The following is a 22867-nucleotide window of genomic DNA, read 5'->3' on the forward strand; positions in this document are numbered from 1 at the left end:
TTCCTCGAATTATTGTAATAGCCAAAAGACTATAGGTAAGCTTACCAGACCAAAGAGAATACCAAAACCGATAACGCCACTTACCAACCTAGGCGCTAAACCGGCCATAATGGCAATAGCACCGGCCGAGATCATCGGCGGCATTGCCGCTTGAAAAATACTGATGGTCACCGCCAACCCCTCTTGCCCCAGCGCCCGCCAAATTAACCATGCGCTTAGTGGCATCACGGCTAACTTAATCATTAAGGCACTGAGTAACGGCACGATTTCATCTTTGTTGAAACGAAAACTCAACTGAAAACCTACCGCTATCATCACTACCGGCACCAGCGTCGCGGCCAAATTATCAACTAAAGTAATGGCCAGTGGTGGCAGCGTCATATCACGGATCAGTAGCCCTACCATCAGAGCTATAAACGAGGGAAAACTAATGATTTTCCAGATGATGGCTTTCGCGTTAGGCTTGTTCATCGTTGGGCTGTAGATGGCCGCTACGATGGTGACATAGGTTGCTAGCGCAATAAAAGAGCCAATTTGATCATAGACCACCGCATAGGGCATGGCGACGCTGCCGAATAAGGCTTCGGTCATCGGAAAGCCTAAGAACGAAGTATTACCCAGCGGCAGAATGATTAACAACGCGCCTGTCACTTCACGCGACCAGTTAAAGAATTTACTGAGCAGTAGCACCAGAGCCACCACAACAAGTAAAAGCAACCAGGGGGTGATGGCTGGGATGAGCAGTGAAAACGAGAATTCTAATAACTTAATATTTTTCAGGATCAACGCCGGCAACGCCACGTACAGCACGTAAATATTCAGTACGATACCGCTATTTTGCGGCATGGCGGGCTGGCGCCGTAATAAAAAGCCGATGACCAGATAGGCTAAAACTAAATAAAAATTATCCATTATTGCTCGCTAATTAACTGCTCTTTTTCAGCTTTGCTCAGCTGTTTTAACTGGTATTCTGCCTGACTGGCACTGGCGCGATCCGGATAGCAACGTTGATAAACCAGTGTTAAGGGGCCTTTACCGCGCAGCGCTTTGGCGCCCCCTTTAATTTCACCGGCGTGTTGGCGCAGGCGTCGCTTCGGATCAACGGTGATACCCGTATACAGCTGTCCAGCCGCAGTGCGTACCATATACAACACCCAAGCTGGGCTGGGTGTGGCAATATCTTGTAAAGCGCTCATCTGCTATACTCACAAATCATTTAGATGTTAGCTGTTTTGATTTCTGGAATTACACATGGTGTTTCAATCTCTGGCTCTGGCTGAGCCTATTTTACGCGCTTTAGCTGAACAGGGCTATGCTAGCCCAACACCGGTACAGCAAGAAAGTATTCCACCGATTTTACAAGGTAAAGATGTGCTTGCGGGCGCCCAAACCGGCACCGGTAAAACAGCTGCATTTACCTTACCACTGCTGCAACAGCTACTCAATGCACCTAAGGTCTTACGCCCCGCGCAAGTGCGCGTGCTGGTATTAACACCCACCCGTGAATTGGCGCAGCAAGTGTTCGAAAGTGTGCAAACCTACAGCCGGTATTTAAGCTGTCGCAGTGCCGTGTTCTATGGCGGGGTGTCGATTCGGCCGCAATATGATGAAGCTGAACGTGGCCTGGATATTCTGGTCGCAACGCCGGGGCGTTTGATTGATCATTTACATCAAGAAACAGTTGATCTGAGCGAGCTAGAAGTGCTGGTATTAGACGAAGCTGATCGCATGTTGGATATGGGCTTTGTGGTCGACATCAAACGCATTATGGCCAAGCTACCGGCTAAACGACAAACCCTGCTATTTTCGGCAACCTATTCTAAAGACATTAAACAGCTGGCAGATGAGCTGTTAAACAATCCCATCCAAATTGAAGTAGCTACGGCCAATGCCACCGCGGATCGGGTGGCGCAACAAGTGTATTTAGTTGATCGGCATCGCAAGCGCGAAATGATTTCACACCTGATTGGTGCGCGTAATTGGCAGCAAGTTTTGATTTTTGTGCGCACGAAACATGGTGCAGACCGACTGGCAAAGCAGTTACAAAAAGACGGTTTAAACACTGCGGCTATCCACGGTGACAAAGCGCAAGGTGCCAGACAGCGAGCCTTAGAGGATTTTAAGCAAGGTAAGGTACGTGTTTTGGTAGCGACCGATATTGCTGCGCGCGGTTTAGATATTAACGAGCTACCTTATGTGGTGAATTACGATTTACCACAAATTGCGGAAGATTATGTGCATCGCATTGGTCGTACTGGCCGCGCCGGTTTAAGTGGCGAAGCCATTACCTTGATTGGCCCAGAAGAGCGTGGGGCTTTGCAAGAAATTGAAAAACTAACACAACAAGTGCTTCCAGCGAAAGTGTTGCCAGGTTATGAACACGACCCCAGTTTTGTGCCACCGGCTGATCATTTACCGGGTAAGCCTGGTCAGCGCCAAGGGCGTCAAGATGGCGCTAAACGGCCATCGGCGGGTAAGGTTAAAGCGAAATTAAGAGCCAAAGCGTTGGGTAAAGCTTAAACTGAGCCACTAAACTGGGTTTAAGACGCTACGGCGTTAGCAGGGCGAACCATATAGCTGCAAAGCTGATGTAACTCGCCTTGCGGATGTAATTGCTCTACAAAACCGGCCTGTTGGTAAGCTCGGATCGCAGCAGCGTTGCTGCGAAATACAAACAGCGACGCGCTCGCGGTGTTGAGTGTTAAGCCGGCTTGCCGTTGTAATTTCCCAAGTAAAATCTGAATAAAACCATAGCCACGAAACCGTGGGTGAATCACCAACCGGCTCAGATGCGCATGACCGTGTTGCAAGGAATATTGGCCGAACCCCAATATTTGGCCATCGTCAGCTTGTAACAGGCAAGACGCCAGGCTTTGTAACTTAAGATCTTGCGCAAAGCTCTCAGCATTAAAAGGAAAACGAAAACCCGGGCCCGCCCAGCTGATTAATTCGGCTTCGCTATTAAACCAGCTCATTAACTCTGGCAGATGTGTGCTAGTGGCCGGTATTAATTGCATGGTTACTCCTTGGCAAAGCCTGAGCCTTTGCGTTTAATCGCGATACAGGGTTTTAATTAAATGAAAACCAAATTGGGTTTTTACCGGCCCTAACACGGCGAGTACCGGCCCTTTAAATACCGCATCGTCAAAGGGTTTGACCATTTGCCCTTTACGAAACTCACCCAAGTCGCCGCCTTTTTTACCAGATGGGCATAACGAATGTTGCTTGGCCAGTTTGCTAAAGTCAGCACCTTTATCCAGCTGTCTTTTTAACTTCTCGGCTTGTTCGCGGGTTTTCACTAAAATATGTAAGGCACAGGCTTTGGCCATGGCTGAGGTTCCTTGCAAAATAAGCTAAAAAGCGTCTAGGGCTTGTTGACGTTTGCTGTAAAAACGAAGGGGTGATTAGCACCCCTTTGCTTGGCTCAACGGCAACACCTTTTCGCCAACGCGAACATTAACCGGCCGGTTGCTGCTGAGTAATACAGTGGATATTACCGCCACCGAGCAGAATTTCTCTGCCGGGTACCGTCACCACTTTGTGCAGAGGGAAAAGTGTCTGCAATATTGCTGCGGCAACCTGATCATTGGGATCATCAAAGGTTGGCAGGATCAAACCGCCATTACATAAATAAAAATTGATGTAAGAGCCGGCTAAACGGGCGTTGGCTTCACGTGGAATGGCGGCCATCGACTGATCGACTGACGCATATTCCTCGGCTTTGGCCATGATAGGCGCTGGCACGGGCAGTTTATGCACCTTGATTTTGCGGCCTTTGGCATCGGTACTGGCTTCTAGATAGTCTAGTGCGGCTTTGCTACGAGCATACTGTGGATCAGACTGATCATCTGTCCAAGCTAACAGCACTTCACCTGGCTTAACAAAACAGGCCATATTATCAACATGGCCATCGGTTTCATCATTAAATATGCCGTCTTCAAGCCATAACACCTTACTAATATTCAGATGTTCTGCTAATTGCTGTTCAATCTGCTCACGGCTTAAATGTGCGTTACGGTTAGCATTCAGTAAGCACTCTGCGGTAGTCAGCAGCGTGCCTTCACCATCAACATGAATTGCACCGCCTTCTAACACAAAGCCTTCGGTGCGATAGCGGGGCAGTTGCTCGATACCTAAGATCTTACTGGCGACTTGATCATCGCGATCCCAAGGGAAGTACAAACCGCCATTTAAGCCACCCCAAGCGTTGAAGGTCCAATCGACGCCACGTACTTCACCTTGGCCATTGGTGACAAAGGTGGGGCCGGTATCACGACACCAAGCGTCATTATTAGAAATTTCCAACACACGGATCGGGTATTTAGTTTCTGCTTGGCTTAATTGCGCATAGGCATTGGCATACTGGGCAGCAGACACGCCAACGCTGACCGGTTCAAACCCGGCAATGGCTTTGATTACAGTAACAAAAGCAGCCTGCGCCGGTTTAGCGCCTAAACGCCAGCTGTCGGTACGCTCTGGCCAGACCATCCAGGTTTGTTTATGCGGTGCCCATTCAGGCGGCATACTAAAGCCATCTTGCTGTGGTGTGCTGGTTAAGGTCCGGCTCACTTGCTGTTCTCCGGATTGATTTTGCCATCTTTGGTCAGTAACGCATCGTAGATATCAATGCGGCGATCACGGAATACACCCCAAGCGCGACGCGTTGCCGCCACTTCGTCTAAATCAAAGGTATGTACTAGTACCGTTTCTTCGGTTTCATTAGCCTCTTTCACCTTGGCACCGGTATGGTCAGCAATAAAGGAGCTGCCATAGAACGTAATAGAGAAATCGCCTTCGGTTTCAGTACCGATACGGTTAGATACGATAACCGGTGTTAAGTTAGCAGCGGCATGGCCTTGTTGCGTACGCTGCCAGTGATCACGTGAGCTGATAGTGGCATCATGCGGTTCGCTACCGATAGCGGTGGGGTAGAAAATCAGTTCTGCGCCCATTAATGCCATGCTACGCGCGCATTCTGGGAACCATTGATCCCAACAAATACCGACGCCAACTTTAGCATATTGGGTATCCCACACTTTAAAACCGGTATCGCCTGGCGTGAAATAGTACTTTTCGCTGTAGCCTGGACCATCAGGAATATGACTTTTACGATAAATGCCCATATTGCTGCCATCCGCGTCTAACATCACCACGGTGTTGTATAAGCAGTTACCGGCACGTTCATAAATGCTGATCGGTAACACGACTGCCAGCTCTTTAGCCACCTTGGCAAAGTGTTTTACCGCGGCATTTTCAGCAACGGGGACTGCAAATGCTAAGTAGTCAGGCTTTTGCTTCTGGCAAAAGTAGTTACGTTCAAACAGCTCTTGGATCAGGATTATTTGCGCGCCTTGGGCGGCCGCTTCACGCACCAACTTATCTGCTCTAGCAATATTTTCTTCCACATTCCAGCCACCCTGCATTTGGGTTGCAGCAACAGTTACATTTCGCATGGGCCATCTCCAATTCAATCGTTACCAAACTAAGCCAACAAGTTCGAGCCACCGTACAAAGGGGCGCGCAAAATGCCGCATTTTTCGGCACTCGTCAATGTTTTTTCCGGTTATTTTCTAAGCGCAGGTTACCTACCGGAAATTTGTTGTTAACCTTAGCAAAATTCGCACTAAATTACCTGTCGTTTTTAGGCAGCGGTACAAGGCAACACAGATGCAGAATACAGATATCATTATCAGTGGTGGTGGCATGGTCGGTGCCGCGCTAGCGTTGGCTTTAAGTCAGGCCGGGCTGACGGTCAGTTTAATTGAAAAGCATGCCCCAGCGCCATTCGACGCACAAAGCGAGATCGATTTACGCGTGTCGTCATTAAATTTACGCTCAGAACGTTGGTTGCAGCAATTAGGTGCTTGGCAAGCGTTAGCCGCTATGCGGCTGTGTCCTTATCAGTATTTACAAGCAGGCGAAGCGAAAGCCTCGGTGCGTTTTGCTGCTGAAGACATTGCTGAGGACCATTTAGGGCATATTGTTGAGAATAACCTGGTACAGCTGGCGTTATGGCAACAATTTAACCGCCACGTGAAGGTGATCACCGATACGCAAATCAGCGCGGTACAAGAAAACGATACAGCGGTGCAGGTCACATTGGCAGATGGGCAGCAGCTATCGGGCGCATTACTCATTGGCGCCGACGGCGCAAATTCTGTGGTGCGGCAATTTGCCGGCATTGGTACTCAGGGTTGGCAATATCAACAAGCGTGTTTAGTGGCCTATGTTGATACGCCTTATCCGCAACAGGATATAACGTGGCAGCAGTTTTACCCCAGTGGCCCACGGGCATTTTTACCTTTACTCGGTGCACGCGCGTCTTTGGTTTGGTATGACGAAGCGGCCAAGGTAAAACAGCTAGCACAGCTTACGCCTGCAGCGCTAGAGCACGCGTTTATAACCGCCTTTCCGGCAGAGTTGGGCGCGGTAAAGCTGAAAGCTTCCGCGTGGTTTCCGTTGGCACGAATGCATGCGCAGCATTACGTTAAGGGGCGCTGTGTGTTAGCCGGTGATGCGGCCCATACTATTAATCCGTTGGCGGGGCAGGGGGTAAACCTCGGTTTTGCCGATGCGATGTTGTTGGCTGATACGTTAATCGCTAATCAACAAGCCGGTCGCGATCTGGCCGATAATGCCAGTTTAAGGCAGTATCAGCGGCAGCGTAAGCTGCAAAATACCTTGATGATGAGCGCGATGGATGCGATTTATCAAACCTTCAGCCGTGATTCGGATTCGCTGAGCTTTATTCGCCAGCAGGGGCTTCGGCTGGCCGCTAACGCTGGGCCCGCTAAACGCTTGCTAACAAAGTACGCTGTGGGTAATGGTGTGTTTTGAGTAATCCTTAAGTCTTATCTGCTTCTGCTATGACTATTTTCTGTAGGTTTTAGATTGGTACATTCTGCGGCTTAATATGCCGACCAATTTATGGCATGTTGCTTATTTTTAAACTGTTTTTAGAATTGAGTGTGAGCAGGTTCGATATTCATGCATCCAGTGGTTAAACGCGTCGTACAACTTTAACGAGGGACGCCGTAAACCCATCCATGGGGGCTCCTGTTTTTCATCCATGAAAAACACGCCCTCGTTCAAAGTGTACTGTGCGTTCACCACTTCGTACTACATCTGCTTATTAGTAAGCATTTTTAGTAAATCTATGTAGTCAGGTAGCAAGCAGCATCCGTGCTGCTGTTTCGAAAATGCTACCGCATCTTAGGGGTTAAGTCGTATCGCTTGGCGATCAAGTTTGCTTGAAGTTAAAAGGATATAAGACGCAGCGTAAGCCGCTGGCTGCAACGATTTCTAGCCAATGCGTTGTATTTGATTAATGATTAGAAAAGCGAAAACCCGACACGAGGTCGGGTTTTCTGAATGATGGCAGGGGCGGCTGGATTCGAACCAACGCATGGCGGGATCAAAACCCGCTGCCTTACCGCTTGGCTACGCCCCTACTGGGATGGTAAAGAGTTAATGGCAGGGGCGGCTGGATTCGAACCAACGCATGGCGGGATCAAAACCCACTGCCTTACCGCTTGGCTACGCCCCTACAACAACTTTTTACTTACTTGCACCCTATTATGGTGCGGAAAGAGAGACTCGAACTCTCACGCCTCGCGGCGCTGGAACCTAAATCCAGTGCGTCTACCAATTCCGCCATTCCCGCATACAACAGTAGAGTAGGAAGTGGTGGCTACAGCGGGAATCGAACCTGCGACCCCAGCATTATGAGTGCTGTGCTCTAACCAGCTGAGCTATGTAGCCACTATAACTTGTCCTAAGCAAGTGGCGCGTATTATGCTGATCTCACTTATGAGCGTCAACCGTTTTTTTTCGATATTATACCAGTTGCAGTGTATTTGCCGAATTTATGTTCAGAGCGAGTAAAAACTAAACAGTAAATTTAAGTATGGGATAGTCCCCGAGAATTATCAACAACAAAAAGCCGGACACGAGGTCCGGCTTGGTATCGAGCGTTTAACCGCGAGGCTTAAACGTTAAAACGGAAATGCATAACATCGCCATCTTTTACAATGTAGTCTTTACCTTCAAGACGCCATTTACCGGCTTCTTTCGCGCCCGCTTCACCGTTGTATTGTACGAAGTCGTCATAAGCGACCACTTCAGCGCGGATAAAGCCTTTTTCAAAGTCAGTGTGGATCACGCCAGCAGCTTGTGGCGCAGTGGCACCAATTGCGACAGTCCAAGCCCGTACTTCTTTAACACCGGCAGTAAAATAAGTATGTAAGCTTAGCAAAGAGTAACCACCACGGATCACCCGGTTTAAGCCTGGCTCTTCTAAGCCCATGTCGGCCATAAACTCATTGCGTTCTTCTTCGTCTAACTCCGCAATTTCCGATTCGATAGCGGCGCATACCGGTACCACGATGGCACCTTCTTTCTCAGCGATCGCAGTAACGATATCTAAGTAAGGGTTATTCTCGAAACCATCTTCCATCACGTTAGCAATATACATGGTGGGCTTGATCGTTAAAAAGTTCATGTAGGCAATCAGCGCCTTTTCTTCTTTTTCTAACTCAAGCTGGCGCAGGGTATGGCCCTGTTCTAAATGCGCCTTCACTTTTTCTAAAACCTGGATTTCTGCTTTAGCGTCTTTATCGCCGCCTTTTGCTTTCTTTTGAACACGGAAAATGGCGCGATCGGCGCTGTCCATATCAGATAGCACTAATTCCATATTAATGGTTTCAATGTCATCGGCCGGATCAATTTTACCGGCAACGTGAATAATGTTTTCATCGTCGAAACACCGTACAACATGACCAATAGCGTCAGTTTCGCGGATGTTTGCTAAAAATTTATTACCTAAACCTTCACCACGGGAAGCGCCCTTGACTAAACCTGCGATATCCACAAACTCCATGGTCGTGGGTAATACGCGTTGCGGTTTAACGATTTCAGCCAGTTTATCTAAGCGTAAATCGGGTACTGGCACCACGCCGGTATTCGGTTCGATAGTACAGAACGGAAAGTTGGCGGCTTCGATGCCTGCTTTGGTTAAAGCATTAAATAAGGTGGATTTACCAACATTAGGTAAACCGACGATGCCACATTTGAAACCCATGAGTGTATCCTTTAATGTGCTATTAGCGACGGGAGTGTTCCGAAATTTTAGCTAGCCTGAAAGCTGTGTAATCGGTGCTGAGCTTTTACCAAGCCATCGCGAGCTAACAGGTCGAAACAGGCAACCGATTCATCGATGCAGCTATTAATCAGTGATTGTTCACTGCTTGGCGCTTTACCCAGAACAAAACCAGTTACCTGATCTTTGTGCCCCGGATGGCCGATGCCAAGCCGCAAGCGATAAAAATTGGGGTTATTACCCAACTTACTTGTGATATCGCGCAGACCGTTATGGCCCGCATGTCCACCGGCAAACTTAAATTTGGCTGTGCCGGGCGGTAACGCCAGCTCATCATGTACTACCAGAATGTGCTCTGGTGACAGCTTATAAAACTGTGCCATGGCCAAAACGGCTTTGCCGCTTAAGTTCATATAGGTCGATGGAATAAGTAATTTGAATTCTTGGCCGGCAAGCATGAATTTGCCAGTGTGCCCGAAAAATTTAGCTTCGGGTTTTAAGGTCGCATGATAGGTCCGAGCCAGTTGCTCAACAAACCACACGCCCGCATTATGACGGGTATATTGATATTCGGGGCCTGGATTACCCAGGCCCACGATTAGCTGAAGCTTTGGCTGAACAGCGTCAGACATTACTCAGCAGGTGTTTCTTCTTCAGCTTTACCAGCTGGTTTGTTTACAGATACTACAGGCAGGTCATGACCTTCGCCTTTAGTTAACTGAACAAAAGTAACACCTTTAGGTGCTTTGATGTCAGTTAAGTGTAAGGTTACGCCTACTGCAACATCGCTTAAATCTACTTCGATGAACTCTGGCAGATCCTGTGGTAAACAGGCAATTTCAACTTCGTTCATACCATGAACAACTACACCACCTTTCTTCGCACCGGCTTCTTCATTGATGAAGTGGATAGGAACAATAGTGTGTAACTCGTGGCCAGCTTCTACGCGTTGGAAGTCAACGTGTAAGATTTTTGGCTTGAACGGGTGACGTTGCATGGCTTTAACGATGGCTTTTACTTCTTCACCCGCGACGTTGATAGTCAGGATGTGAGAGTAGAAGGCTTCAACGCTTTGCGCTTTCAGCAGTTTAGAGTGCTCTAAAGTGATTGATTGAGCGGCTACGCTGCCACCGTAAATGATAGCTGGAACTTTGTCTTCGTGACGTAGGCGGCGGCTCGCACCTTTCCCCAGGTCAGAACGGACTTCTGCGGTTAATGTAAAAATTGCATCAGACATGATGTACTCCAATAATTAGTATTTGTCCCGGCTTGCGACCAGCCGAAACCTGTTGCCTTTTGTAGCGTGACAAAAGGCGCGACATATTACCACCAGCCCCCGTTAGCTGCAAATGCAAATTGGCAGCATTGTGGCTGTGTCGCTATCTGATATGCTGTTTATGATTTTTCAGCGTCTAAGGATAAAACGCTCAGTGGCTTTTTAGCATGGCGTATTAGGCTTAAAAAAACCAAAAGGCGCCCTTAGGCGCCTTCGTGATCGACATTGTCTGCTTAATCGAACATCGAAGAAATCGACTCTTCGTTGCTAATACGACGAATACATTCGGCCAATAAATCACTTAAGGTTAGCTGACGTACTTTTGGAATGGCTTTCATCGCAGCGGATAATGGCACGGTATCGGTAATAATGAGTTCATCAATAACGGAATTACTGATGATTTCTGGCGCATTACCCGAGAAGACAGCATGCGTAGCGTAGGCAAAGACACGTTTCGCACCTTGCTCTTTTAAGGCTTCGGCTGCTTTACACAGTGTACCGCCCGTATCAATCATATCGTCAACGATAATACAGTCACGATCACGTACATCACCAATAATATGCATCACTTGCGACACGTTAGCGCGCGGACGGCGCTTGTCGATAATCGCTAAATCAGCGTCATTCAACAGTTTAGCCACGGCACGCGCTCTGACTACACCACCGATATCTGGTGATACCACGATGGGTGATTGCAGATTTTTCTTGCGCATGTCATCCAGTAAAACCGGACTAGCAAAAACGTTATCCACCGGCACATCAAAGAAACCTTGAATTTGCTCAGCGTGTAAGTCAACCGTCAGCACACGGTCAACACCGACGCTAGACAGAAAATCAGCAACCACTTTAGCGGTGATAGGAACCCGAGCTGAACGTACACGGCGATCTTGACGCGCATAACCGAAGTAAGGCATCACGGCAGTGATCCGTCCGGCAGAGGCACGACGTAATGCATCAACCATCACGATCAGTTCCATCAAGTTATCGTTAGTGGGTGCACAAGTAGATTGGATAATAAAGACGTCTGAACCGCGTACATTTTCGTTGATTTGCACACTGACTTCGCCATCACTGAAGCGACCAACAGAGGCGTCTCCCAGTTTGATGTAAAGACGGCTGGCGATTTTGTTGGCAAGATCTGGTATGGCGTTACCAGCGAAAACCTTCATGTCGGGCACGGTAGGATCCTCAGGGCAGTGGTGAGTCCGGTTTAATCATTATAACGTCACAAAGGTTAAGCGTACCCAGATTGTTGTTAAACCGACCTATTATTACGTTGGCGTGTAACGTCCATGCACACTGTCATCAGGCTGCGTTGCCTGCAACGTATAACGTAATGATCGTGTTAGCAACTTATTCAGTAATACCTAACGTTAGTGACATCACCTGTTAGAGTCGGTATCTGTCAGCGCAGCCCATAATGGCGACTGGTTGACCCCTCTTGCGATAAAGCCTTGGCATGATGCGGGCAAATTCGCTAGGGCATGTTGAGCACTGGCCGCGTCCGGGAATTCGGCGAACACACTTGCACCAGTACCCGTCATTCGACACGGGGCGTATTCTAACAACCACTGTAAGGTCATTGCAACAATCGGATACAGCTGTTCGACCAAAGGCTGGCAATCATTTTGCCAATTGCGTTGCATTAAATCAGCCAAAACCATGGTAGGCGTATCACGTTTTAATTGCGGGTGGCTGAAAATAGCCGCCGTACTAATATGACAATTGGGTGTCACCACGAGATAAATTTTTTCGGGTAATTCGACAGCTTGTAAGCGCTCGCCAACCCCCTCAGCAAAGGCGGTAGTGCCATGCACAAAAACCGGGACATCTGCGCCTAAGCGTAAACCCAGTTCGGCAAGGTGCTGGGTAGACAGACCTAATTGCCATAACTTATTTAAACCATGCAGGGTCGTTGCTGCATCAGACGAGCCGCCGCCTAAGCCGCCACCCATGGGTAAGTTTTTTTCTAAATAAAGCTGACAGCCCGCTGCAGCGGGCGCAAAGGGTTTCAGCAGTTGAGCCGCACGATAAATTAAGTTATCGCTACCGTTAAGTGAAGGATCGCTACAACTTAGCGTTATTTCACCGCTATTGTCTGCTTTGAAATGTAAGCGGTCACCATAATCAAGCATCTGAAACAGCGTTTGCAGATTATGGTAACCGTCAGCGCGACGGCCTGTGATATGCAAAAATAAATTCAGTTTGGCCACTGCCGGTAACGAAAAACTCATGGTTGCCAGCTCCGGATCACTAAGCGAATGTGTGTATCGTCGCTGCTTAATTCTAGTTGCTTGGGTAACGACAGCGCATCGGCAAAAAAGCTGCGATACGTTAATTGCCAGCGAATACCGGTGCTATCTTGTAACGTAAAGCGGGTTAAGCGTCCAGCAGCGTCATATTGCAACTCGGTGGCACTGGCGCCAGGTAAGCCGCGCAGCCATAACGGCATATCATGCAGCGGAATAGACCAACCGGCTAATTGCCACAATAAACTGCTGGCATCTGCCGCCTGATAACGTTCGCCTTTAACCAGTAATTCTGAAAAGTCTGTTTGCTGGGTCAGTTCAAATAAACTGATACCGAGCATATTAGCCAACCGAGCTTGAAAATCGTTGGCATTAATTTGCTGCCAACGCAAATTACCACTGATCGATTCATTCGGCGCTTTAATGCCCATCGATGCTTGTACGGTAAAACTTTGCATGGCGTTTAATTGTTGTTGTCGCGCCGCGGCGTTCATCACGGGCTCGGCGGGTGGCACCTTGGGTTTTAGGCTACAAGCGCTTAATAAAGCCACAAAAACTAACATACTCCATCGGCTATTCGGTAATGACACACTAAAGTCCTTTGCTTTTGCTTTTATTAACCTGGGCTTTTTCGTACAATTCGCCCCCTACAGAAACCATGATACAGGTGATGGCTATTTTTGCACTAGGCATAAATCACAAAACAGCTCCCGTTGCGCTGCGCGAAAAGCTGGCTTTTGCACCCGAACAGGTGCCTGAGGCCTTGCAACAATTGGCAGCGAAACTGCAGTTGGTCGATGCAGTGATTTTGTCTACCTGTAATCGTACCGAGCTGTATTTTAGCGGTGGTGCTGAACAAGCCGAGCAAGTGGTGCAGTGGTTAGCGCAATTTCATCAATTGTCGTTACCGGATTTACAACCACACCTTTACTTATTTCAAGATCAGCAAGCGGTGCAGCATTTAATGCGCGTGGCGGCAGGGTTAGATTCTTTGGTGTTGGGTGAGCCGCAAATTTTTGGGCAGGTGAAGCAGTCTTATAATCAATCGCGCCAAGCGGGTACGATCCAGCCATTATTCGAGCGGCTATTTCAAAAGACTTTTGCTGTTGCTAAAGACGTGCGCACCGAAACAGAGATTGGCGCTAATGCGGTATCGGTTGCTTTTGCTGCCGTTACGCTGGCCAAGCAGATTTTTGGCAAGTTAGATAATGTGCGGGTACTTTTGATTGGCGCAGGTGAAACCATTGAACTGGTTGCGCGGCATTTGTCTGAGCAGGGCGCAACTAAATTAAGCGTGGCGAACCGCACCTATGAGCGAGCCGAAAACCTGGCTAAGCAATTTAATGCCCAAGTGTTAACCTTAGCGCAGGTGCCATCTCGTTTAGCTGAAGCCGATATTGTGATTTCCTCAACGGCCAGTACCTTACCTATTGTGGGCAAGGGTATGGTTGAGCAGGCGTTACGGCAGCGTAAGCATAAACCGATGTTCTTGGTCGATTTAGCTGTGCCGCGAGATATTGAGCAGCAGGTGTCTGAGTTAGAAGATGCTTACCTGTACACCGTAGATGATTTACAAAGCATTGTGGCGCAAAATTTAAACCATCGACAACATGCCGCTGCACAAGCGGAGGTGATGATCGAAACGGGCGCTAACGAGTTTCAGCAATGGTTACTTTTACAGGATAAAGCCGATTGGCTGCGTGATTATCGGCAGCGTTGCGAACAAGTGAAACAAGAATTGCTTGTCCGAGCACAAAACCAGTTGGCCGCAGGGCAAGATCCCGAGAAAGTGCTGCAAGAAATGGCCAATAAACTGAGTAATCGTTTAATGCACAGCCCAACGCAAGCCATTCGTCAATTATTACAATCCGAGCAACCGGACGCGTCCGAGTTGGTTAAGGTCTTAGTCGATTTATAATCAGGTTAACAGGTTAAAATGAAAGAGTCGGTATATCGTAAGCTCGAAGCCTTAGTAGAACGCTACGAAGAAGTGCAAGCGTTGCTAAGTGACGCAGGCGTTATTAGCGATCAAAAACGTTTTCGTGAGTTATCAAAAGAATTTAGTCAGTTAGAAGATCTTAACAAAGCCTTTCGTAGCTATTGTCAGGCGCAAGACGATTTGCAAATGGCTGAAGAAATGCAAAAAGATCCCGATCCTGACATGCGGGAAATGGCGCAAGAAGAGTATAAATCTGCTCGTGCCAGCATTGAAGCGCTTGATACAGAACTGCAAATTTTGTTACTGCCCAAAGATCCTAACGACAGCAATAGCTGCTTTTTAGAAATTCGCGCCGGTGCCGGTGGCGATGAAGCCGCCATTTTTGCTGGTGATGTGTTTCGCATGTACAGCCGTTTTGCTGAAAAACAACGCTGGCGGTTAGAAGTGGTCAGTGCCAGTGATGGTGAGCACGGTGGTTTTAAAGAAGTTATCGCACATATTCAAGGTGAGGGCGCCTTTGGTACCTTGAAATTTGAATCGGGTGGCCATCGTGTGCAGCGCGTACCCGCAACCGAATCGCAAGGTCGGGTGCATACTTCCGCTTGTACTGTAGCCATCATGCCGGAGATCCCAGAAAGTGAAGCCATTGAAATCAATCCGGCTGATTTAAAGGTGGATACCTACCGCGCTTCTGGCGCCGGTGGACAGCACGTTAACCGAACTGACTCCGCTATTCGGATCACTCACTTACCAACGGGTATCGTGGTGGAGTGTCAGGATGAGCGTTCGCAGCATAAAAACCGTGCCCGTGCGATGAGCGTGCTGCAATCACGTATTCAAGCGGCCGAAGATGAAAAGCGCCGTTTAGCAGAGCAAGACACTCGCCGTTCATTAGTGGGCAGTGGCGATCGTTCAGAACGTATTCGCACTTACAACTTTCCACAAGGCCGCTTAACTGATCATCGAATTAACTTAACCATTTATCGCTTAAACGAAGTGATGGAAGGTGAATTAGGCTTGGTGATTGAGCCATTGAAGCAAGAGCACCAAGCTGATTTATTAGCCGCGTTAGCGGATGAAAACCGTTAATGCAGCTGCAGCCTTGGTTGCAGCATAGCGCCGCGTTGCTGCAAAGCTGTTCTGATAACCCGCTACACGAAGCCCGGCTGTTGCTCTGTCGGGTATTAAACTGCAGCAGCAGTTTTTTATATACCTATCCAGAACGTCTGTTAAGTGCCACTGAACTGCAAGAGCTCGAGCGCATGTTAAAGCGGCGTGTAGCGGGTGAGCCCTTAGCCTATATTTTTGGTTACTGGCATTTTTTTGGTTTAGAGTTGGCCGTAGCGCCCAGTACGTTGATCCCTCGACCTGATACCGAAGTATTGGTAGAACATGTTTTAACGCTGCCCTTAGCTGCTGATGCCAGAGTACTCGATTTAGGCACTGGCACTGGCGCAATTGCCTTAGCATTGGCGAGCGAGCGCCCGACTTGGCAGATCACGGCGGTTGACCTTCAGCCAGAGGCTGTCGCCTTAGCACAGCGTAATGCGGCTGCTTTAAAGTTACCTCAAGTGCAAGTGCAACAAAGCCGTTGGTTTAGTCAGCTTGCTGCAGAGCAATATCAGTTAATCGTCAGTAACCCCCCTTATATTGAAGCTGAGGATCCGCATCTTTGTGCCTTACGCTATGAGCCTTTAAGCGCTTTGGTTGCTGCCGAGCAGGGCTATGCCGATTTGCAACATATCATCACTAATGCTCCCCAGCATCTGACCCAAGGAGGTTGGTTGTGGCTTGAGCATGGCTTTGAACAAGCGCCGCTGGTAAGACAGATGTTAGTTGCGGCGGGTTTTGAGCAAGTGAGTTCGGTGAAAGACTACGGTGGTCATTGGCGCATCAGTGGCGGTCAACTTAATTAGCTGCCGGTTAGCAGAGCATTCGCGCTGTTTCTATCTTTTGAAGCTTAATTAGCACCCTCTGTTTTCTTCACGATTAGGTGCTTTAGCTTTTTTGTATGCACGCCCCCATCATCAGGCACAACCCCCAATGCATATGGTGACAAATTTTTTGACGTGTAACGAAAAGCAGCTTATAACCATATAAGTTTTTTGGAGGGAGCCACCGAGATGTCTGAGCAATTTTTGTTTGCAGATGAACCACAGTTAGAAGTCACAGTATCCAATGGCACTTGGAAAGTATTGATCGTGGATGATGAGTCTGAAGTGCATGTGGTAACACGTCTTGCACTGAGTGACTTCAGTTTTCAACAAAAGAAATTATTATTTATCAGTGCCTATTCTGGCGCAGAAGCACAGCAAATCATGTCTGAACAACACGATATTGCCATTGTATTGCTCGATGTCGTGATGGAAACCGATGATGCCGGTTTACAAGTCGCGCGTTATATTCGGGAGCAGTTAAAAAATCAATTTGTGCGGATTATTTTACGTACCGGTCAGCCAGGGCAAGCGCCGGAGCGGCAGGTAATAGTGGATTATGATATCAACGATTACAAATCAAAAACTGAGTTGACGGCACAAAAGTTATTTACCGTAATGATGTCAAGCTTACGTTCTTACCGCGATATTATTTCCATTGAACAGAGTCGACAAGGCTTGGCGAAAATCATGGATGCCTCCGTCGATTTGTTTTCTTCACATTCGATGGAACAATTTATTGATGGTGTGTTGCAACAACTGACCTCGGTGCTTGGCTGTGATCAAGACGCTTTATTGGTCAGTTCTTCTTTAGTTGCTGGTAATGTGCGCACCAGTGATCCACGCGAGCTGGTGGTGTTTGCTGGGCAAGGCGAATTTGAGCAAAAAGAAGGGCGACCTATTCAAGAGGTACTTGAGAAACCCTTACTCGATGCCTTCGAGCAAGCGTTAAGTTCCAAAGCCATTGTGTATCGTGATAATTATTTGGTTGCGTATTGCAGCAGTAAATTTACCCATGGGTCTTTGTTATATATATCTGGTTTACCCGGCCCGATGAGCGAAAACCAACAAAAGTTGGTGCAGTTATTCGCACAAAATGTACAAATTGCTTATGAAAACGTGCAATTACAGCACGAAGTTGAAGATACACAGCGTGAAATTGTTTATCGGTTAAGTGAGGCGGTTGAGCAGCGCTCGGTGGAAACCGGCAATCACGTACGGCGCATTGCTTTTATTTGTTATGAGTTAGCCATTGCCTATGGTTTAGCCAAGGAGGATGCCGAATTACTGATGTATGCTGCGCCGCTGCATGATGTTGGTAAAGCGGGGATCCCTGATGAAATTTTAAATAAACCGGACAAACTCACCGCTGAGCAATGGTCTGTAATGAAACAGCACACCAACATCGGTTTTAACATACTAAAAGATTCGAAGCGTTCTATTATTCAGGCAGGCGCAATCATCGCACGTGAACATCATGAGCGTTGGGATGGTACGGGCTACCCTAATGGTAAAAAGGCAGAAGAGATCCATGTGTTTGCGCGTATCGCGGCATTGGCCGATGTTTATGATGCGTTAAGGCATCGTCGCTGTTACAAAGAAGCTTGGACTTTACAGCAAGTCACCGCTGAGATTAATGCGCAAGTCAATCGGCAGTTTGAACCTAAAATGGTGGCAGCCTTTAACCAGATTGTATCGAAGCTTGAAGGCGTACTGCAAAAATATCCAGATAGTGGTAACGTAGCGCCACTTTAATTTATTGATATTCACAAGAGGTTGTTTGTTATGTATATGGCGTTTAAGCATATTCATTTGTTAATGGTGGCGTTAAGTGTATCACTGCTATTTATTCGCTTTGCTTTGCGTTTAAAAGACTCGCCGCTGTTGCAGCGTAAGTTCTTTAAAATAGCGCCCCATGTGGTTGATACCTTTTTATTGTTATCGGCGGCGGCGTTAATGATCACCATTGCCCAGTATCCCTTTGTTAATCCGTGGCTGACCGAAAAAGTTATCGCACTGTTTGCTTACATCGCTTTGGGTTTTTCTGCTTTAAAAGGTCGCACTGTCGCCATTCGTTGGTTATCGTTTTTAGGTGCACTGGGCTGGCTTGGTTTAATGATCCGGGTTGCCCTGAGCAAGCAGCCGATATTTCTTCCATTTTAATAAGTTAACCTGACGGATCTGTTATGCAAAATCACCTGATTAATGTTGCCGGTATTGATGTCGCCAACAATAAACCCTTTGTGCTGTTTGGTGGCATGAATGTATTAGAGTCTCGCGATCTCGCCATGCGTATCGCCGAACACTACGTGCAAGTGTGTGCAAAATTGGGCATTCCTTATGTGTTTAAAGCGTCGTTTGATAAAGCGAATCGTTCTTCTGTGCACTCTTACCGTGGTCCGGGCTTAGAAGAAGGTTTACGTATTTTCGAAGAGATTAAACGTACGTTTAATGTGCCGCTGATTACTGATGTGCATGAGCCGCATCAAGCTGCGCCGGTTGCAGAAGTTGTCGACGTGATCCAATTGCCTGCTTTTTTAGCTCGGCAAACCGATTTAGTGGTGGCGATGGCAAAAACGGGCGCGGTGATTAATGTGAAAAAACCGCAGTTTTTAGCGCCGCATGAAATGCGCCATATTCTGAAGAAATTTGCCGAAGCTGGAAATGAGCAAGTGATCCTCTGCGAGCGCGGCTCAAGCTTTGGTTACAATAACCTGGTTGTCGACATGCTGGGCATGGATGAAATGAAACAGTATGCGCCTGTCATTTTTGATGCAACCCATGCTTTACAAAAACCGGGTGGTCGTGAAGACTCTGCAGATGGTCGTCGCGCCCAAGCGGCACAACTGGCTCGCTCGGGGATGGCTTTAGGCTTAGCTGGGTTGTTTATTGAAGCACACCCTGAGCCTAATTTGGCTAAATGCGATGGCCCTTGTGCTTTGCCATTAGCTAAGCTCGAGCCTTATCTTGCGCAGATGCAGGCGTTAGATCAGTTGGTTAAAAGCTTTCCTGTGCTGGATACTTCAGCCAATTAAGTGTTGTTAGCGAATAATATTGATGCTAACGCCTGTTAGCATCAATAGCGCTGTTTCACATAATGGATCACGTTATGAAACTGGTCGGTTAATTGCTCAATCGTTTCCGCTACCGTACTTAAATCTGCTGTATCCGCAATCTTCTCTAAACTCAACGCTTTGTTGGCCACTTGTAAAGCACCCACACTCTTTGCCATAGCTTTTAATTGATGAGCTTCACTACGAATGCCCTGACGCTGCTGACTCGTGTGTAATTGCGTTAATTTATCAATGACAGGGGTCGCTTCACTAATAAAATAATTTAAGTATTCTTCATGTTTAACCGGATCATTACCCAAGCAATTGGCTAAAGTGGTAAAACAAATCGGCGAGAGAGTATTTTGCTCAACAGTATCTTGTGCTGGTTCTTTAGCACTTTGTTTTAGCGGTAACCATTTTTGCATGACATTTTGTAGCGTAACCAATTCAATCGGTTTGGTGATATAAGCGTCCATACCTACGCTCAGGCATTTTTGCTCTTCGCCTTTCATGGCATTAGCGGTAATGGCAATAATACGGGTAAATTGGCTATCGTCTTGTCGGTGTAAATCTTCTAACCGAATGGCTTTCGTCAGATCATAGCCACTGAGATTAGGCATATGCAAATCGGTTAATACCAGTGGGTAATGGTATTCACGCCATTTCTCAAGAGCGATAGCGCCATCATCAGCGACTTCCACGGCATAGCCCAAAGCACTTAACTGCTCTACGATGACGCGTTGGTTCATGTGATTATCTTCAGCTAACAATACCAGCTCACGATTTTTTCGCGCGGTTTCAATACTAGGAGCTTGCAATGAAGCTTGGTTAGTTGGTTGGATAAGTTGTTTAGGTCGCGCTTTTAGACCGCAGATAATTTGTACGGCATCCAAGATTTGTGTGCGGCAAATCGGGCTACCATGCACGTAAATCACATTATCAAACAGCAAGTCGGCTAATTCAGTTTGGTTAGTGATAATCACAAACTTCACGCTTGTTAATTTGGGATGCGTGACTAAATGTGTTATTTCGCTTGCCGAGATTTGTTCATAGGTCGCATCTAGTACCCAAACCGTCTGGGTGTTCGCATCTTCTCGTTGATTTTCGGCACGAAGATGCAGAGCCTCTAAGCTCAGCACGATATCTACGTTGGCTCCGCAATAGAGCAGATAGTCTGATAAGTGATGTTGATTGTCGCTATCTTGGCTAAACAGGCAAATAGCTAAATCTTTGAGTAAGCTTTGTGACAGATAGCGAGCGTTCTCAATGCGGTGCATCGGCAGCCGTACTTGAAATTCAGAACCTTTGCCCGGTTCACTCTTCGCATCTATTTCTCCATACATCAAAGAGGTGAGGTACTGGCAAATAGATAAACCTAACCCTGTACCGCCAAAACGCCGAGTGATGGAACCTTCTGCTTGGTTAAAAGGTTGGAAAACATAGCTAATTTGCCGCTGGGTCATGCCGCGGCCGTTATCGGATACCGTCAATTGGATTTGGCTGAAATCCATGTTCTCTTCTAATAACCGAGCGCTGACCACCACCACTCCGGTTTTCTCTGTTGTGGTTTCTGTAAATTTAATGGCGTTACCCGCCAAGTTATACAGAATTTGCCGTAAGCGGACAGGATCGCCCATTAAGCCATCGGGAATGCGCGGATCGATATAAATTTTTAAATCAATTTGTCGCTGATAGGCCACAGAGACTAAGATGCGGCCCACGGCTTCAATGATATCGACCAGCGACACGGGGATATTTTCAAGCTCAAGCTTGCCGGCTTCGATTTTAGAGAAATCCAAAATATCATCGAGGATCCGTAATAACGAAAACGAGGATTCTCGGATCGTATCAGTCATGCGATATTGTGGGTTACTTAAATCCGTTTTACGTAACAAGTCGATCGTGCCGATAATGCCGTTCATGGGGGTGCGAATTTCATGGCTCATGGTGGCTAAGAAAGTCGACTTGGCTTCATTGGCTTTTTCAGCCGTTAATTTTGCTGTTTCTAAGGCATCGGTACGTTCTTTAATGCGATGCTCAACCTCTCGCTTCAATTGGCTGATGTTGTCTTCTGAGGCTTTTAAGGCTTGTGTGCTTTGTTGTAGCCGATAAAACACCGTATTGATTTGCTCTGCTAACAGCCCAAAGACATCGTTTTCATGGCTGTCAAAACCGGGTACAAACTGATCTTTCTCTAAGGCGTTGCGTGTGCCTAATGCCAGAGGCAGCAGGCGTTCGCGGAAAAATTGCGATAAGTGATAACTGATGCCAGCGAGTAACAATAATCCCGTGATTAACCCGATAAATAACGCAAAGAGAGCGGGTTGATAATTAGGGGGCGGCAGTAATTGTAATGACACTAATACTTTATTCGTTTGCCCCGGTAAAATGCGGTGCACAATTAATAAATCATCTTGGCGAATTGCCATATTTGACAGGGTGGGTGAGGGCACCACATTAGGTAAATTTTCCGTATTTAATTCAAGCTCAATGCCTTTGGCTGTCACGCTGTACAAATAGAACGCCCGGCTGGGATCATTATTGCGTGCTTGTAAAAATAACTGCTGTTGTAAGACCTTATCATCAGTTGGCACCAGACTAAGGCTTTGTGCCAGCACCATACTTTCAGCGGTGAGTCGTTGCAGTTGTTCAGAGCTGCGCTGCGCAGAAGCGGTAAACCAGCCAAACAGCCATGTTTGAATGGCGAGGCAAATCAGTAAAACAATCGCCAACCGAAAAAATATTTGTTTAGTAAAATGCGTGTTTTCCATTGACCTTCCATAGCGTTAAATGAAACAAAATTAACCGGAATTGCAGTTTTCTAGCTTAACAAGTTTTTGCCCATAAAAGCAGTAATATTAGCAGTTTGTTTTTAGCTTATCGCAGTGTGTTTATTACTCGAAAACGGTCTTTTTGTTCAAGTTATAGGCTGTCAGTATGCTTTTCAAAAATATTTATTGACTTAACTCGGCAAAATCCGTTTAATACGCCGCATTGCCCAGATAGCTCAGTCGGTAGAGCAGCGGATTGAAAATCCGCGTGTCGGTGGTTCGATTCCGCCTCTGGGCACCATGAATTTTGGTGTCATTGTTGTAACATCTTACAGTGTCGCTGCCGCTTTAGCTCAGTTGGTAGAGCAACTGACTTGTAATCAGTAGGTCATCCGTTCGACTCGGATAAGCGGCACCATTATTTTGCCCAGATAGCTCAGTCGGTAGAGCAGCGGATTGAAAATCCGCGTGTCGGTGGTTCGATTCCGCCTCTGGGCACCACTATAGTTAAAACGCCAGCCTCGTGCTGGCGTTTTGCTTTTTATCGC

The 22867-nt window shown here is 47.3% G+C and carries 21 protein-coding genes and 7 tRNA genes; 11 read left to right on the forward strand and 17 right to left on the reverse strand.

Features of this window, described 5'->3' with window-relative positions:
* Positions 1-9 precede the first annotated feature (9 nt).
* Both LMJ53_RS07180 and LMJ53_RS07185 read right to left on the reverse strand, forming a co-directional pair.
* Complete coding sequence (locus LMJ53_RS07180; RefSeq protein WP_229585445.1) at positions 10-912, reverse strand: AEC family transporter; 903 nt, start codon at positions 910-912, stop codon at positions 10-12.
* Positions 912-1196: a GIY-YIG nuclease family protein gene (locus LMJ53_RS07185; RefSeq protein ID WP_229585446.1), complete on the reverse strand. Its 285-nt coding sequence runs from the start codon at positions 1194-1196 to the stop codon at positions 912-914. The genes LMJ53_RS07180 and LMJ53_RS07185 overlap by 1 nt, the downstream gene beginning before the upstream one ends.
* Before the next feature lie 55 nt (positions 1197-1251).
* Here LMJ53_RS07185 and LMJ53_RS07190 point away from each other — a divergent pair, with 55 nt between their 5' ends.
* Positions 1252-2520, forward strand: a complete 1269-nt coding sequence (locus tag LMJ53_RS07190; protein ID WP_229585447.1) for a DEAD/DEAH box helicase — start codon at positions 1252-1254, stop codon at positions 2518-2520.
* 20 nt (positions 2521-2540) lie between these two features.
* Here LMJ53_RS07190 and LMJ53_RS07195 read toward each other — a convergent pair whose 3' ends face one another.
* The 4 genes from LMJ53_RS07195 to aguB all read right to left on the reverse strand — a co-directional run bounded on the left by LMJ53_RS07195 (position 2541) and on the right by aguB (position 5453).
* The gene (locus LMJ53_RS07195; protein ID WP_229585448.1) at positions 2541-3017 is read right to left on the reverse strand and encodes a GNAT family N-acetyltransferase; all 477 of its coding nucleotides are present in this window, start codon (positions 3015-3017) and stop codon (positions 2541-2543) included.
* A 33-nt stretch (positions 3018-3050) separates the two neighbouring features.
* Complete coding sequence (gene ppiC / locus LMJ53_RS07200; protein ID WP_229585449.1) at positions 3051-3329, reverse strand: peptidylprolyl isomerase PpiC; 279 nt, start codon at positions 3327-3329, stop codon at positions 3051-3053.
* A 127-nt stretch (positions 3330-3456) separates the two neighbouring features.
* Entirely contained in the window at positions 3457-4569 is a 1113-nt protein-coding gene (gene aguA, locus LMJ53_RS07205; protein ID WP_229585450.1) for an agmatine deiminase, read from the reverse strand.
* Positions 4566-5453 (reverse strand): N-carbamoylputrescine amidase, encoded by an 888-nt coding sequence (aguB, locus tag LMJ53_RS07210; RefSeq protein ID WP_226749684.1) that lies wholly within the window; start codon positions 5451-5453, stop codon positions 4566-4568. Before aguB ends, aguA begins: the two co-directional genes overlap by 4 nt.
* Positions 5454-5667: 214 nt before the next feature.
* Between aguB and LMJ53_RS07215 the strand changes: the two genes are divergently transcribed.
* On the forward strand, positions 5668-6837 hold the full coding sequence (locus LMJ53_RS07215; RefSeq protein ID WP_229585451.1) for an FAD-dependent monooxygenase: 1170 nt from the start codon (positions 5668-5670) through the stop codon (positions 6835-6837).
* A gap of 538 nt (positions 6838-7375) precedes the next feature.
* Here LMJ53_RS07215 and LMJ53_RS07220 read toward each other — a convergent pair.
* The 10 genes from LMJ53_RS07220 to lolB form a co-directional block, all read right to left on the reverse strand.
* Positions 7376-7450, reverse strand: a tRNA-Gln gene (locus LMJ53_RS07220).
* A gap of 21 nt (positions 7451-7471) precedes the next feature.
* Positions 7472-7546: transfer RNA gene (locus tag LMJ53_RS07225), tRNA-Gln, on the reverse strand.
* A 32-nt stretch (positions 7547-7578) separates the two neighbouring features.
* Positions 7579-7663 (reverse strand) — tRNA-Leu (locus LMJ53_RS07230).
* A gap of 21 nt (positions 7664-7684) precedes the next feature.
* A tRNA-Met gene (locus LMJ53_RS07235) sits at positions 7685-7761 on the reverse strand.
* A 226-nt stretch (positions 7762-7987) separates the two neighbouring features.
* On the reverse strand, positions 7988-9079 hold the full coding sequence (ychF, locus tag LMJ53_RS07240; RefSeq protein WP_229585452.1) for a redox-regulated ATPase YchF: 1092 nt from the start codon (positions 9077-9079) through the stop codon (positions 7988-7990).
* A gap of 47 nt (positions 9080-9126) precedes the next feature.
* The gene (pth, locus tag LMJ53_RS07245) at positions 9127-9729 is read right to left on the reverse strand and encodes an aminoacyl-tRNA hydrolase (protein ID WP_229585453.1); all 603 of its coding nucleotides are present in this window, start codon (positions 9727-9729) and stop codon (positions 9127-9129) included.
* Complete coding sequence (locus tag LMJ53_RS07250; RefSeq protein ID WP_226749688.1) at positions 9729-10334, reverse strand: 50S ribosomal protein L25/general stress protein Ctc; 606 nt, start codon at positions 10332-10334, stop codon at positions 9729-9731. The genes pth and LMJ53_RS07250 overlap by 1 nt, the downstream gene beginning before the upstream one ends.
* A 272-nt stretch (positions 10335-10606) precedes the next feature.
* Positions 10607-11542: a ribose-phosphate pyrophosphokinase gene (locus LMJ53_RS07255; protein ID WP_236128664.1), complete on the reverse strand. Its 936-nt coding sequence runs from the start codon at positions 11540-11542 to the stop codon at positions 10607-10609.
* A 213-nt stretch (positions 11543-11755) separates the two neighbouring features.
* Positions 11756-12607, reverse strand: a complete 852-nt coding sequence (gene ispE, locus LMJ53_RS07260) for a 4-(cytidine 5'-diphospho)-2-C-methyl-D-erythritol kinase (protein WP_229585455.1) — start codon at positions 12605-12607, stop codon at positions 11756-11758.
* On the reverse strand, positions 12604-13212 hold the full coding sequence (lolB, locus tag LMJ53_RS07265) for a lipoprotein insertase outer membrane protein LolB (protein WP_229585456.1): 609 nt from the start codon (positions 13210-13212) through the stop codon (positions 12604-12606). Before lolB ends, ispE begins: the two co-directional genes overlap by 4 nt.
* A gap of 80 nt (positions 13213-13292) precedes the next feature.
* On the opposite strand from lolB, the gene hemA reads away from it, so the two are divergent.
* The 6 genes from hemA (at position 13293) to kdsA (ending at position 19530) form a co-directional block, all read left to right on the forward strand.
* Complete coding sequence (hemA, locus tag LMJ53_RS07270; protein ID WP_229585457.1) at positions 13293-14540, forward strand: glutamyl-tRNA reductase; 1248 nt, start codon at positions 13293-13295, stop codon at positions 14538-14540.
* Between the two features lie 18 nt (positions 14541-14558).
* Positions 14559-15650 carry a peptide chain release factor 1 gene (prfA, locus tag LMJ53_RS07275; protein WP_229585458.1) on the forward strand — a complete coding sequence of 364 codons (1092 nt, stop codon included), beginning with the start codon at positions 14559-14561 and terminating at the stop codon, positions 15648-15650.
* The gene (prmC, locus tag LMJ53_RS07280) at positions 15650-16477 is read left to right on the forward strand and encodes a peptide chain release factor N(5)-glutamine methyltransferase (protein ID WP_229585459.1); all 828 of its coding nucleotides are present in this window, start codon (positions 15650-15652) and stop codon (positions 16475-16477) included. The genes prfA and prmC overlap by 1 nt, the downstream gene beginning before the upstream one ends.
* 207 nt (positions 16478-16684) lie before the next feature.
* Entirely contained in the window at positions 16685-18250 is a 1566-nt protein-coding gene (locus tag LMJ53_RS07285) for a DUF3369 domain-containing protein (protein WP_229585460.1), read from the forward strand.
* Positions 18251-18280: 30 nt separating this feature from the next.
* A complete protein-coding gene (locus LMJ53_RS07290) occupies positions 18281-18658 on the forward strand; it encodes a SirB2 family protein (protein WP_226749696.1) in 378 nt (125 codons plus the stop codon).
* Positions 18659-18681: 23 nt separating this feature from the next.
* Positions 18682-19530 (forward strand): 3-deoxy-8-phosphooctulonate synthase, encoded by an 849-nt coding sequence (gene kdsA, locus LMJ53_RS07295; RefSeq protein WP_229585461.1) that lies wholly within the window; start codon positions 18682-18684, stop codon positions 19528-19530.
* Between the two features lie 41 nt (positions 19531-19571).
* Here the strand turns inward: kdsA and LMJ53_RS07300 are convergent, their stop codons facing one another.
* Positions 19572-22319 carry a hybrid sensor histidine kinase/response regulator gene (locus LMJ53_RS07300; RefSeq protein ID WP_229585462.1) on the reverse strand — a complete coding sequence of 916 codons (2748 nt, stop codon included), beginning with the start codon at positions 22317-22319 and terminating at the stop codon, positions 19572-19574.
* A gap of 225 nt (positions 22320-22544) precedes the next feature.
* Between LMJ53_RS07300 and LMJ53_RS07305 the strand changes: the two genes are divergently transcribed.
* The 3 genes from LMJ53_RS07305 (at position 22545) to LMJ53_RS07315 (ending at position 22820) form a co-directional block, all read left to right on the forward strand.
* A tRNA-Phe gene (locus tag LMJ53_RS07305) sits at positions 22545-22620 on the forward strand.
* A gap of 41 nt (positions 22621-22661) precedes the next feature.
* A tRNA-Thr gene (locus LMJ53_RS07310) sits at positions 22662-22737 on the forward strand.
* A 7-nt stretch (positions 22738-22744) separates the two neighbouring features.
* Positions 22745-22820 (forward strand) — tRNA-Phe (locus tag LMJ53_RS07315).
* Positions 22821-22867 lie beyond the last annotated feature (47 nt).

Origin of the sequence: Rheinheimera sp. UJ51, from assembly GCF_020819615.1 — a bacterium.
Taxonomy (GTDB): domain Bacteria; phylum Pseudomonadota; class Gammaproteobacteria; order Enterobacterales; family Alteromonadaceae; genus Alishewanella; species Alishewanella maricola.